The sequence below is a fragment of the Hymenobacter psychrotolerans DSM 18569 genome (assembly GCF_900142395.1).
In the GTDB taxonomy this organism is placed as follows: domain Bacteria; phylum Bacteroidota; class Bacteroidia; order Cytophagales; family Hymenobacteraceae; genus Hymenobacter; species Hymenobacter psychrotolerans.
On record NZ_FRAS01000015.1, the window covers coordinates 115,755 to 128,249 of the forward strand.

At 60.1% G+C, this 12,495-nt stretch carries 14 protein-coding genes; 9 read left to right on the forward strand and 5 right to left on the reverse strand.

The genetic code is table 11. The features are described 5' to 3' along the window. Positions 1–111 precede the first annotated feature (111 nt). The 3 genes from BUE15_RS14245 to BUE15_RS14250 all read left to right on the forward strand — a co-directional run bounded on the left by BUE15_RS14245 (position 112) and on the right by BUE15_RS14250 (position 1,742). A complete protein-coding gene (locus tag BUE15_RS14245) occupies positions 112–402 on the forward strand; it encodes a GIY-YIG nuclease family protein (protein ID WP_073286346.1) in 291 nt (96 codons plus the stop codon). A 69-nt stretch (positions 403–471) separates the two neighbouring features. Beyond that, complete coding sequence (locus BUE15_RS21635) at positions 472–801, forward strand: hypothetical protein (RefSeq protein ID WP_139252311.1); 330 nt, start codon at positions 472–474, stop codon at positions 799–801. Further along, a complete protein-coding gene (locus tag BUE15_RS14250; protein WP_073286348.1) occupies positions 798–1,742 on the forward strand; it encodes an N-acetylornithine carbamoyltransferase in 945 nt (314 codons plus the stop codon). Before BUE15_RS21635 ends, BUE15_RS14250 begins: the two co-directional genes overlap by 4 nt. Positions 1,743–1,798: 56 nt before the next feature. Here BUE15_RS14250 and BUE15_RS14255 read toward each other — a convergent pair whose 3' ends face one another. Then, positions 1,799–2,596 carry an oxygenase MpaB family protein gene (locus tag BUE15_RS14255; protein ID WP_073286352.1) on the reverse strand — a complete coding sequence of 266 codons (798 nt, stop codon included), beginning with the start codon at positions 2,594–2,596 and terminating at the stop codon, positions 1,799–1,801. 467 nt (positions 2,597–3,063) lie between these two features. On the opposite strand from BUE15_RS14255, the gene BUE15_RS14260 reads away from it, so the two are divergent. Both BUE15_RS14260 and BUE15_RS14265 read left to right on the forward strand, forming a co-directional pair. Then, entirely contained in the window at positions 3,064–3,357 is a 294-nt protein-coding gene (locus BUE15_RS14260) for a hypothetical protein (RefSeq protein WP_139252312.1), read from the forward strand. Between the two features lie 156 nt (positions 3,358–3,513). Next, positions 3,514–4,188 carry a sce7726 family protein gene (locus tag BUE15_RS14265; protein ID WP_073286358.1) on the forward strand — a complete coding sequence of 225 codons (675 nt, stop codon included), beginning with the start codon at positions 3,514–3,516 and terminating at the stop codon, positions 4,186–4,188. Here BUE15_RS14265 and dinB read toward each other — a convergent pair. Genes dinB through BUE15_RS14280 form a run of 3 tightly spaced genes read right to left on the reverse strand, consistent with a single transcriptional unit; the run spans position 4,185 to position 7,172 of the window. Continuing rightward, entirely contained in the window at positions 4,185–5,225 is a 1,041-nt protein-coding gene (gene dinB, locus BUE15_RS14270) for a DNA polymerase IV (RefSeq protein ID WP_084549070.1), read from the reverse strand. The genes BUE15_RS14265 and dinB overlap by 4 nt on opposite strands. Before the next feature lie 54 nt (positions 5,226–5,279). Continuing rightward, a complete protein-coding gene (locus BUE15_RS14275) occupies positions 5,280–6,221 on the reverse strand; it encodes an energy transducer TonB (RefSeq protein WP_073286364.1) in 942 nt (313 codons plus the stop codon). 18 nt (positions 6,222–6,239) lie between these two features. Beyond that, complete coding sequence (locus BUE15_RS14280) at positions 6,240–7,172, reverse strand: DMT family transporter (RefSeq protein ID WP_073286367.1); 933 nt, start codon at positions 7,170–7,172, stop codon at positions 6,240–6,242. Between the two features lie 242 nt (positions 7,173–7,414). Here BUE15_RS14280 and BUE15_RS14285 point away from each other — a divergent pair, with 242 nt between their 5' ends. The 3 genes from BUE15_RS14285 to BUE15_RS14295 all read left to right on the forward strand — a co-directional run bounded on the left by BUE15_RS14285 (position 7,415) and on the right by BUE15_RS14295 (position 11,654). Further along, on the forward strand, positions 7,415–8,662 hold the full coding sequence (locus BUE15_RS14285; protein WP_073286414.1) for a replication-associated recombination protein A: 1,248 nt from the start codon (positions 7,415–7,417) through the stop codon (positions 8,660–8,662). A 382-nt stretch (positions 8,663–9,044) separates the two neighbouring features. After that, positions 9,045–10,802 (forward strand): signal peptide peptidase SppA, encoded by a 1,758-nt coding sequence (gene sppA / locus BUE15_RS14290; protein WP_073286370.1) that lies wholly within the window; start codon positions 9,045–9,047, stop codon positions 10,800–10,802. A gap of 33 nt (positions 10,803–10,835) precedes the next feature. After that, on the forward strand, positions 10,836–11,654 hold the full coding sequence (locus tag BUE15_RS14295; protein ID WP_073286372.1) for a purine-nucleoside phosphorylase: 819 nt from the start codon (positions 10,836–10,838) through the stop codon (positions 11,652–11,654). 71 nt (positions 11,655–11,725) lie between these two features. On the opposite strand, the gene BUE15_RS14300 is transcribed toward BUE15_RS14295, so the two are convergent. Further along, positions 11,726–12,130, reverse strand: a complete 405-nt coding sequence (locus BUE15_RS14300) for a lipocalin family protein (RefSeq protein WP_073286375.1) — start codon at positions 12,128–12,130, stop codon at positions 11,726–11,728. A 171-nt stretch (positions 12,131–12,301) separates the two neighbouring features. Here BUE15_RS14300 and BUE15_RS14305 point away from each other — a divergent pair. Beyond that, a partial coding sequence (locus BUE15_RS14305; protein WP_211617666.1) for a hypothetical protein occupies positions 12,302–12,495 on the forward strand: 194 nt, incomplete at its 3' end.

The window sequence follows — 12,495 nt, forward strand, 5'->3', positions numbered from 1 at the left end:
GAGCGGAGTCGAAGCATCTCTACCGCTTCGTTGTAACGAGTGAGTTACTAACGGTAGAGATGCTTCGACAAGCTCAGCATGACGTTCTGATTTTCTTCATACTGTAGATACATGTACGTCTACATCCTGACCAATCCGACTAAAACTGTCCTGTATATAGGTATTACCAACGACCTCACGCGGCGACTCTACGAGCACAGCAGTGGCCGGGGTGATGCTGGCAAATTTACTGGTCGGTATCAGGCGGATTTGCTGGTCTACTTTGAGCTTTGTCAGGATGCTACGCAGGCCATTGCGCGAGAAAAGCAGTTGAAAGGCTGGACACGTAGTAAGAAGAATGCGTTGATTACGGCGTTCAATCCTGAATGGCAGCTGATTGATTTGGAAACATGGAGCGGCTAAATAATATACGAAGCGGTAGAGATGCTTCGACAAGCTCAGCATGACGCTCTTGGGTTTACTTTGTCAATAATGGGACATAAGAATGTTTGCTTGAACTGCCATACAGCCTTCAACATGCCTTTTGGTGTTGTCGGCTCTATTGTTTGCAAACAATGCGGCCAGCCAACAATTCGGTTGCCGCACAGATTTCGGCCTCCTAAGAAAAGTGAATCGGCTAAATGGGACACGGTAAAATTCCTGATTGAAAATGGTTTTCCATATCAGCACATAGTTGAGCGAAACGACCCGTCCAATTATTTAAACCGCATTGAGCAATACGTTCAATATCCTGAAAATTTGAGGGACGCACAAGCGTTTGTCATCAAGTATAAATCACAGGCAAAGAAGCCTACAAAATGAAAAACTTCACCTCCTTCGCCGATGCGGGCGACTATAAAGCACTGTTGCAGCAAGCCCTGGAAATCAAGGCCAATCCGTATGGCTACCAGCACATCGGGCGCAACAAAACAGTCGGCCTCATTTTCTTCAACCCCAGCCTGCGCACCCGGCTTAGCTCCGTGAAAGCGGCCTACAACCTGGGCGCGCAAGCCTGGGTGCTCAACGCCGGCGCCGACTCCTGGACGCTGGAAATGGCCGATGGCGCGGTGATGAACGGCGGCACCCAGGAGCATATCAAGGAGGCCATTGCCGTGATGAGCCAGTACTGCGACGTGCTGGGCGTGCGCACCTTCCCCACGCTTAAGGACCGCGAGGCCGACTACAGCGAAGAAGTCTTCAACAAGATTCTCAAGTACGCCACCGTGCCGGTCGTGAGCCTGGAAAGCGCCACGCTGCACCCGCTGCAGTCGTTTGCCGACTTGATTACGGTAGCCGAGCACAAGCAGAAGGAGCGGGTGAAAGTGGTGCTGACCTGGGCTCCGCACGTGCGTGCCCTGCCCCAGTGCGTGCCCAACTCGTTCTGCGACTGGTTCTCGGAAGTAGACTGGGTGGATTTCGTGATAACCCACCCCGAGGGCTACGAGCTGGACCCCAAATTCACGAAAGGCGCCCGCATCGAGTACGACCAGAAGAAAGCCCTGGAAGGTGCCGACTTCGTGCAGGCCAAGAACTGGAGCAGCTACCAGGACTACGGCCAGGTCCTCAGCAACGACCCCAGCTGGATGCTGACGCCCGAACACATGGCCGGCACCAACAACGCCAAATTTCTGCACTGCCTGCCGGTGCGCCGCAACGTGGAAGTGTCCGACGCCATTCTGGACTCGCCAAATTCCCTAGTAATTCAGGAGGCCGGCAACCGGGTGTTTTCCATGCAAACCGTGTTGCACGAGCTGCTGAAGTAGCAATCCAGCCAACTGAACGAAAAAAAGGCCGCTCCTGGGAGCGGCCTTTTTTTCGTTCAGGCTGGCACGGCAGCTGTAGCCTGCGGCACGATGTCCAGGCGCAGGATTTTCTCTTTATACTCGGTGGGCAGGAGGCTGGCCCGCGCCCACTTGCTGAAGCGCAGATGCTGCATATAGCGGTAGGCCAACAGTACCGGCTGCAGCCATGGCGTGCGGCTCAGGCGCAGCAGCCCACAGACTGGCTGAGGAGCCACAATGCGCTGGGCCTGCAGCAGGAGCCGGTAGCGGATGGGCCCTAGGTGGTGCGCGTATTGTCGGTAGAGGTCGGCCGTGAATCGGCTGTGTTCGAGGTGCTCTTGCAGATGTTGCTGCCGCATAGGCAGCCACTCGGTATGCGAAGCCGGCAAGCCCGGAATGCCCATACGCTGGCCAACCCGTGTGAAAACGGTAAAAACTTCCGCCTTTTCCTCCGTTCTGAGTGGCCGCTCCAGTGCTTCAAATGCCCGGATGGAATAGTCGATGAGCATGAACAGCACGTCGCGGTAGGCCCAGGCCGGAATGGCCATGCCTCGTTTGGCTTCCACGGCCGCATGAATAGCCGTGATGGTGTCAATGGCCTGCTCCGCGCCGGCGCGCTCGGCAAACACAATCTGCCGGGCATATTCTACGGTAGAAAACAGGCGGGCCAGTGGGTCGGCGGGCAGGCGGCCAGTGAAGTAAAGCCAGTCCACGGCTTTGTTCAGGGCAAACTCGGCGGCGGCGCCCGCAAAAATGAACAGCACCGTATCGGCCTTGCCCCAGATGCGGCGCACTACAGAGTCAGGAGCCACGAAGTAGGTCGGGTGTTGCGGCATAACAGGGGAGACGTAAGTCGTGAGCAAAGCCATTTCGCAACTGGGCTTAGATTACTCTGGACTATATGTGCGGAAATCGATTATTAAAAGAACTTTGAGATGCAAAGTAAAAGAATTTTTATGTCTTGGCCATTCCCTGGCAAACTGCAGCTGAAAAATGCACAAGCGGATTATCTGAAACCTAAGCCAGTTGGCGTTGCAAGTCGTCAGAAGGCAGCCGCAGAGTCCAGAGCTGCATGTGCTTTTCTGTGACCTGTAGCATACAATGCTTCTGCTCATATCAGCTTGATTTGCTGAAAATGCAGAAAGCTGAAAGTGAAAAATGAGCAGGCTGTACCGCGACTCAAGAGCACAGGAGAAAAGTAGAAAATTCGGGCAAAACGAACCTCAACCGCTACCGGCCCGTTGAAGGCTAACCGAAAAACATTCTCCCTGTATTTCGGATCAGTTCACCTAAACCCATGCTCATGAAAAAGCTACTTGTCCTCGCCGCTGTGCTCGTGACAGGTGTGTCGGCTGCTAATGCACAGACCACCAACACCACGACCACGACCACCACGCAGCCCGAGCAGAGCACCACAATTCAGACGCAGCCTGCGCCCGGTGTCATCAATTCCACCACCACTACGCAGCCCGCTTCTACCACTACTACGGTAGAAACGCAGTCGAGCACCAGCGTGGCCCCGGCTACCACCATGCCGGCCGATGGTAAAGTAAAAGACAAGAAGAAGAAGCGTAAAATCAAAACCGACGCTGATTAGTAGCCTCGTTTTGCTTTGCGCTAAGAGCCGGGCCGCACACGTTGCGGCCCGGCTCTTTTTTTTTCTTGACCAAGCAGAAAGTGCGGTGCAACTTCGTGCGTACGCACCGTGGCGAACCGGGCACCAACCGGCCGGCCATATGGTTGCTTGTTTTCTATGAACGACCCGGAAATTCGTGCGCTGCTCTATCCATTGCTGCCCGGCGGCGTGTACATCGATGAGCTGCCCACCGGCACCACCCGCGCCGATGTGGTGCATATCACGGAGCACTTTCTGCACGGCTACGAAGTAAAAGGCGACTCCGATACGCTGCAGCGCGTGCCCAACCAGCTGCGCTGCTACGGTGAAGTGTATGACTTCGTGACGTTTGTGGTGACGGAAAGGCACCTACCCAAGCTGCTGCCGCTACTGCCCGACTGGGTAGGCGTGCTGGTAGTGGCGGGAGGGGAGCTGCGCGTGCACCGGGCGGCTGCCTACAACGCCACCGTGGAGCCCGCGCCCCTGGCCAGCCTGCTGCTGCTGGAAGAAGTGAAACAGTTTCTGATGGCCCGCGGCCTGCGCGGCATAAGCGGCCTGCGCCGTGCCGAGGTGCTACACTTTCTGCGCACTACCACGCTGGTGCCACTTTCCAGCCTGGCCCAGTACGTGCGCGAGCGGCTGATGGCCCGCCTCCCCGAACGAATGCAGATGCGCGCCGAACGCAAAGTCGAGCGTCAGCGGCTGGCTGGCCTGCGGCAGCGGCGCAAAGCCCGCCGTGCGGCCCGCAAGAAGCCACAGAAGCCCGACGCCAAGGCCAAAACCAGGAAAACGCCTACGCCGCCAGCCAGCTAGAAGCCCAACGTCAGCTGCTTGCCGGCGGTGTCTTCCACGGTTTCGAGGTTGGAGAGCGACGCGCCCACCAGCCGCACACCTTTGGGCAGCGGCAGGCAGGCCGCCACCAGCTCCCGGCTGATTTGCTCCAGCGCTGCCTGGCTTGCCAAAGGTGCCAGCACCGTGCGGCTGCGCGTAATCTGCTGGAAGTCGGCGTATTTGATTTTGAGCGTGAGCGTGCGGCCCAGCATGCCTACCCGTTCGCAATACGCCCACACCGATTCGAGGCAGGGCTGCAGGCCGGCCAGTAGCTGCGCCTCTTCCGTCAGGTCTTCCTCGAAAGTGGTTTCCGAGCCCACCGACTTGCGCACCCGGTCGGGCACTACGGGGCGGTGGTCGATGGCGCGGGCAATGTGGTAGTAGTAGGAGCCGGCCTTGCCGAAGTGCTGCCGCAGAAACGTCTCGGTCTGCTGCCGCAGCTCCAGACCCGTGAAGATGCCCAGCTGGTTGAAGCGCGCTGCCGTGGCCGGCCCGATGCCGTGGAATTCGCCTACCCGCAGCTGCTCCACGAAAGCCGGCCCCTGCTCGGGCCTGATGACGAACTGCCCGTTGGGCTTGCGGTAGTCGGAGGCCAGCTTCGCCAGAAACTTGTTGTAGCTGATGCCCGCCGAGGCCGTGAGCTGGGTCTGGCGCAGAATATCGGCCCTGATTTCGCGCGCTACCTGCGTGGCCAGCGGCAGGCCTTTCAGGTTCTGGGTTACGTCGAGGTAGGCTTCGTCCAGGGAAAGCGGCTCGATGAGGGGCGTGTACTCGGCGAAAATGGCCCGAATCTGCCGCGACACTTCCTTGTACACCTCAAACCGCGGCTTCACGAATACCAGCTCCGGGCACTTGCGCAAGGCTGTAACGGAAGGCATGGCCGAGCGCACCCCAAAGGCTCGGGCCTCATAGGAGGCTGCCGCTACCACGCCCCGCTGCCGTGAGCCACCCACCGCCACGGGCCGCCCGCACAGCGCCGGGTTGTCGCGCTGCTCCACCGAGGCATAGAAGGCATCCATGTCGAGGTGAATGATTTTGCGGGTTTCGGCGGAGTCCACGGTGGAAAAGCGGGCTTACTGCGGCAGGCTGGTGCGGGCAGCTTCGTACAGGGCCTTGGTTTCGGCGGAAAAGTGCGCGTCCAGCTGCGCCTTTTCGTTGAGGAAGCGCGGCGCATTGGGCTGCGACAAGTCCCACTTGCCCACGTAGTGCATCTGGCCCGGCTCCAGCTCAAACACGTACCGGGTAGCTGTGAGCGGGCCCTGGCCCGGCTTGCGCAGCGCTTCAAGGCCATACGAATACTCGTACCACTGCAGGGCGTAGCGGCCGGGCGGCAGCGCCACGCAAAAGCCATTTTCGCTGCGGCTGCGCATGGCGGGCTTTACCAGAATCCGGTAGAATTTGCCCGTGGTCAGGTTCAGGACGCGCACATACTGGGGCAGGCCGCCGCTGCTGAAGCCCAGCCGCTGCACGCAGTTGCCGTAGAGCACGCCTTTGTCGGTGGGCACGGTTTTTTCGGCGGCGGTCCAGAGGCGCGAGGGCAGCACAATGGCCGGGCCGGGGTTAGCATCCAGCGAATCCGAAGCCAGCGCTACAGAACTTTTCGTAAGGCTGAAAGTGAGCGGCACAGTATACACCACCGAAACCGGCCGCTGATTCTGGGTGCCGGGCTGCCAACGCACGGTTTTCAGCCGCTGGGCTATGCGCAGCGCTTCTTCGTCCAGGTCGGCCCGCACGCCCTGCTTCACCTTGATATCGGCGACGTCGCCGGTAGGCTGCACTACAAACGTGAGGTAGACCTTGCCCTGCACTCCATCGCGCAGCGCCTTGGGCGGGTACTGCAGGCCCTCAGTCAGGAGCTTGAACAGCGCCTCCTGGCCGCCCGGAAATACGGGCATGGTTTCCTGGTACGTGTAGTGCTGGCGGGTGGTATCTGCCGGAACCGGTTGGTTCTGGGCCAGGCTGGTGCAGGGCAGAAGCAGGCCAAGCAGGCCGGAATAGAAGAGGGAATTACGCATATCAACCCGCAAGTTACTTTAGTCCTGCGCCGGTTCCAAGGGCGCCACGGCCGGCGCCGGCTGCCGGGGCTTGCGGCTCACCAGAAACACGCCTCCGAAAATCAGCAGCGCCTGCAGGCCCTTCGTGAGCGTGAGCGTGTCTTTGCCCACCGCCACCGCAATAGCTACGGCCAGCGCCGGCTGTAGGTAGATATAGGCGCCCAACAGGGAAGGGGAGGCGTACTTCAGGGCCCAGTTGTTGAGCAGATAGGCCATGATGGTAAGGCAGATGACCATGTAGGCAATGGCGGCCCAGATACCGGGCGGGAAGCTGGCGTAGTCGGGTTGCTGCACCTGTTGCCAGCCGGCGGGCACGGCCAGCACCGCGCCCACCAGAAAAATGCGCGCCAGCACCGTAAACGGATGATACTTGCGCATCAGCGGCATCACGAGTACCAGATACACCCCAAAAGCCGTGGCGTTGAGCAGAATCAGCAGGTTGCCGAGCAGCCCGTCCTGCCCGCCGGCCGCCACCGGCCCCCGACTCAGAATGATGCTGGCCGCGCCCACGCCCGCCAGCGCAATGCCCAGCAGGCGCGGCACCGTCAGCCGCTCGCCCAGCAGCACTACCGAGGCCAGCACCGTCACGACGGGCGCAATGGTCTGGATGAGCGAGGCATTGATGGGCGAGGTGAGGTTGAGGCCCGAGAAAAACAGCAGCTGGTTCAGCCCGATGCCCAGCACCCCGCACGCTATGGCCCGCCACTGGTCGGCGCGGCCCATGATGCGGTCCTGCGGAGCTACCAGCCGGCTCAGAACGCCGAAAAACAGTGCCGCGCCCACAATCCGCAGCAGCACCAGTCCAAACGGGCCCATGTAGCGTGGCATTACATCTTTGGAAATACTATAGTTGGCGGCGTAGATAAGGGCCACCACGAATAAGGCCGCGTGGACCCGGACTGCATTTTTCATTCGGGGCGAAGGTAGAAGTCAATAGGCGGATACTACACGGTCCGGCGGGGCGGCGCGCTACCTTTGTAGCCCGTGCCTCGCTTCGAACGTTAAACAGGGTGCCGCAACCCGGCGGCCCTACCCGAACTCGCAAGCGCCCGTAAGGTTCGCGCTACTTTCCTATGTCTACCGGCTCCCTCTTCGATACCGACCCCCAGCCCCAGTCCAACGCCCCGCGCCCCGGCGCGCCCCTGGCCGAGCGGATGCGCCCCCGCACCCTCGACGAATACGCCGGGCAGCGTCACCTCATCGGGCCCGAAGGCGTGCTGCGCCGCTACCTCAGCGCCGGCCGCCTGCCGAGCCTGATTTTGTGGGGGCCGCCCGGTGTGGGCAAAACCACGTTAGCCAACCTGTTGGCCCAGGAGTTGGGCAAACCCTTCGCCTCGCTTAGCGCCGTAAATGCTGGCGTGAAGGACGTGCGCGACGTGATAGAGCGGGCTAAAAAGCAGCGCGGCACGGTGCTGTTTATCGATGAAATCCATCGGTTCAGCAAAAGCCAGCAGGATGCGCTACTGGGGGCTGTAGAGCAGGGCATCGTGACGCTGATTGGCGCCACTACCGAAAATCCGTCGTTTGAGGTGATTCCGGCTGTGCTGAGCCGGGCGCAGGTATACGTGCTGGAACCACTGGACAAGGAAGTGCTGACTGGCCTCGTAGACAATGCCCTGGCCCAGGACGACGTGCTGAAGCAGTACAGGGTGCGCGTGCAAGACTACGGCGCGCTGCTCACCATTTCGGGCGGCGACGCGCGCAAGCTGCTCAACCTACTCGAAATAGTGGTGGAAGCCAGCCGCCCCGACCCGAAAACCGGCGAAGTCGTCATCACCGACGAAGGCGTGCAGCAGCTGGCCCAGCAGCACCTCGCCCGCTACGACAAAGGCGGCGAAATGCACTACGACGTCATTTCAGCCTTCATCAAAAGCATCCGCGGCTCCGACCCCAACGCGGCCCTGTACTACCTGGCCGTGATGCTGGAAGGCGGCGAAGACCCCAAGTTTATTGCGCGCCGCCTGCTTATTCTGGCCAGTGAAGATGTGGGCATGGCCAACCCCAACGCTCTGATGCTGGCGCAAAGCTGCTTCCAGGCCGTCACGGTGATTGGCATGCCCGAAGGCGACATTATTCTCGGCCAAACGGTGGTATACCTCGCCACTTCGCCCAAGAGCAATGCCAGTTACAAGGCTATCCGGGAGGCGCGGGCGCTGGTGCGGCAGCAGGGCGTGCAGTCGGTACCGATTCCGCTGCGCAACGCGCCCACCAAGCTCATGAAGGACCTCGGCTACGGCGGCCAGTACCAATACTCGCACGACTACCCCGGCAATTTCGCCTATCAGGAATTCATGCCGGAGGCCCTTAGCGGCACCGTGTTCTACCACCCCGGCCACAACCCGGCCGAAGCCAAAGTGCAGGAGCGCCTGCGCCAGCTCTGGGGCGAGAAATACGGCTACTAAGCATGTAAGCCGGCCCCGCCTGACAAGGCGAACGGGGCCGGCTTATACGGTCGCTGAACGTGAAAGCGGCTACTTTCTGAGGATGTATTCCAAGTGGAAAATGAGCGTTTTGACAACGCCGCCTTGGTAGGTACCCGGATGCTCATCAGACTGGCATTCACCGTGTCATTAAGGCCACCAGGAAACACAAGAAAACCGTGCCGGCCAGCGTAGCAGGCCCGGCTGTCTTCTCTCCAGGAAGGGAGGCAACTTCAGCCTGGTTTTTTGCTTCTTTACGCTGCCAAAACCCCTCTACCTTTGTTGAGGGTGAGGGGGCAGCCGCTAGCCAAGCAGTTGCTCTAGTTAGCCATATCCGCCAAAAATCAGTGTAAATCAGTAGCTCATGAGACAGTTTTTTAAATACGTGCTGGCCACGCTCACCGGCCTGTTCGTATTCGGGTTGGTGGGGCTGCTGCTGGTCGTGGCGCTGGTTGTGTCGCTGGCGCCTTCCTCCGACAAGGAAGTGTCGGTGGCCAAGGACTCGGTGCTGGAGCTGAAGCTCGACAAGCCCATTGCGGAGCGCGAAAGCCGCACGTCGTTCGGCTCCCTCATCAGCTCCCAGGCCGACAACATCGGCCTCGACAACCTGAAAGCCACTATTCGTCGCGCCAAGAACGACTCCGACATCAAAGGCATTTTCCTGAACGTGGAGCTGGTGCAGGCGGGCATGGCCTCGCTGGAAGAAATCCGCGATGCGCTGCTGGACTTCAAGAAGTCGGGCAAGTTTGTGGTGGCCTACGCCGACGCGCAGTCGGAGAAGAGCTATTACCTCACGTCCATCGCCGACCGGATTTACCTGAACCCGCAGGGCACGCTGGAGTTCAACGGCCTCAGCTCCGAGACGATGTACTACAAAAACCTGTTCGAGAAGGTCGGGATTCAGCCCCAGATTTTCCGGGTAGGCTCGTTTAAGAGTGCCGTGGAGCCGTATTTCCGGGAAAGCATGTCGGATTCGGCGCGCCTGCAGACGTCATCGTTCCTCAACTCGCTCAACGACTTCATGCTGGGCCACATAGCCACGGCCCGCAAAATCACGCCGGAGCGCATCAAAACCATCAGCGACTCGATGCTCGTGCACAACGCCGAAGACGCCAAGCGCCTCGGCCTCGTCACCAACCTCGGCTACTACGACCAGGCCCTGGACTACATGAAGGGCAAGCTGGGCGTGGAAAAAGACGAAAAGCTGAGCCTAGTAGACCTGAGCGACTATGGCAAGGGCACGGAAGAGGAGGGCAGCGGCAGCAGCCGGATTGCCGTCATCTACGCCGAGGGCGACATTGTGACGGGTAAGGGCGGCAGTGGCAGCATCGGCAGCACGCGCTTCGCCGAGGCCATCCGCAAAGCCCGCCTCGACGACAAGGTGAAGGCCGTGGTGCTGCGCGTAAACTCGCCCGGTGGCTCGTCGCTGGCTTCCGACATCATCTACCGCGAAGTGATGCTGACCAAGAAAGTGAAGCCCGTTATTGCCAGCATGTCCGATGTGGCGGCTTCCGGCGGCTACTTCATTGCCATGGGCTGCGACACGATTGTGGCGCACCCGAACACCATTACGGGTAGCATCGGGGTGTTTGGCGTGCTGCCCAACATTCAGCCGCTGCTGCGCGATAAGCTTGGCATCACCACGGACCGCGTCACGACGGGCAAGTTCTCGGACTTCCCCACCATCACGCGCCCGCTCACGGCCTTCGAGCAGAGCCAGTTCCAGCAGGAAATCAACCGCATCTACGCCGACTTCACGACCAAAGCGGCCGCTGGCCGCCGCATGCCGGTAGAGCGGCTGCGCAGCTTCGCCTCGGGCCGCGTGTGGTCGGGTTCCGAAGCCAAAGCCCGTGGCCTCGTAGACGTGCTGGGCTCGTTTGATGACGCGCTGCGCATTGCGGCCCGTCGCGCCAACCTCAAGGAAGGCGACTACAAGCTGCAGGCCCTGCCGCGGCAGAAAACCTTCATGGAAAGCTTCTTCACGGGCATCAATGAGGAAGTGCGCCTGCGTATGGTGCGCGAGGAAATGGGCCCGCTCTATCCGGTGTACGAGCAGTACAAGAAGCTCTCCGAGATGAAAGGCGCCCAGGCCCGCATGCCGTTCGAGCTGAACATTCAGTAAGCGGACCTCTGCGAGAAACTTATAACCCACCCCATGCAACATCTCCATCAGGCTGCCGATTACCTTCGGCCGCTGCTTCAGGGCTTCGTGCCGGAGTTCGGTATTATTCTCGGTACCGGCCTCGGTGCACTGGTTAAGGACCTGACTATTCACCACACTTTTCCTTACGCCGACATCCCCAACTTCCCCGTTTCGACAGTGGAAAGCCACTCCGGCAATCTGCTGGCGGCGGAGCTGGGTGGCCGGAAAGTGCTGGTGATGCAGGGTCGCTTCCACTACTACGAAGGCTACACTATGGAGCAGGTGGTGCTGCCGGTGCGCGTGATGAAGCTGCTGGGCATCCGGAAACTGTTCGTCAGCAACGCCGCCGGCGGCCTGCACCCCGACATGAACTACTCGGACCTCATGCTCATTGAGGACCACATCAACCTGCAGCCGACCAACCCGCTGGTTGGCAGGAACCTAGATGAGCTGGGCCCGCGCTTCCCCGACATGCTGGAGCCCTACAACCACGCGCTACTGCGCCAGGCCGAAGAAGCCGCCCGCAGCCTCGGCTTCGCCGACAAGGTGCGGCGCGGCGTGTACGCCAGCCTGCCTGGCCCCATGCTGGAAACGCCCGCCGAATACCGCTACCTGCGCACCATCGGGGCCGATGCGGTAGGTATGAGCACGGTGCCGGAAGTTATTGCGGCCGTGCACATGGGCCTGCCTGTTCTGGCCATCAGCGTCATCACGGACCTGTGCTCACCCGACAAGCTCAAACGCGTGGAAATAGCCGATATCCTGCGGGTAGCCGCCGCCGCCGAGCCTCGCCTCACGGCACTGCTCCGCACCGTTATTGAGCAGCAATAGTCAGGCAATATCCAACAAAAAGCCCCGCAGCATGATGCTGCGGGGCTTTTTGATTTTAGACTGGTCAACGCTTAGGGTTGGGCTGAGAAAACAAAATCTTCCAGCTCATTGTCTTTATTGGTCCAGCGGTAGCGCAGCTCGCTCTCGGTCAGGTTCATGAGCGTATACTCGTGGTCGTCGCCTTTGTGGTCGGTGAAGTGCAGCAGTGTGTTGTTGTTCATCAGCATCCAGGTGCCGTTATACGTGTCGCCGTTCACAAACTGGTCCTGCGTGTAGGTGCCATCGGGGCGGAAAGTGAGCGTGTACCGGTCTTTGATGCCGGTGCCGCTGCTGGTGGTGCGGCCGTTTGCTTCAATGGAATCGAGACGCCAGACGCCGGTAGCCAGGAGTTGGGAGAGGGTCGCGACCGGCTTGGCGTCGTCTTTTTTGCAGCCAGCCAGCGTAAGGCTCAGCACGGCAACCAGCCATAACATCATAGAGGAACGAAGAAAACGCATGCGCTAAAAGAATGGGAGTGAATGGATATAATGGAGAGCCAGCACCATTGCAAAGCGTTGCAAGCTGCGGATTATATAGGGAAATAATAGTAGACCTAATTCGGAAAAGGTGGCTAAGTTAATCCGCGAGGAGCAGCCGTAGATTTGGGCATGGATTACCGTGCCTTACGCGAGCGGCCCCGGCAGTTTCTGGCCCTGACCAGCCTGCACGTGGCCGAGTTTGACGACTTGCTCACCGCCTTCGCGCCGGCCTGGGAGCGGCACCACCGCTGGCATACGCTGGCGGGGAAGCGGCGGCAGTTTCCGGCTCACCGCGAACGGCCGACGGCGGTGCTGGCGGGCAG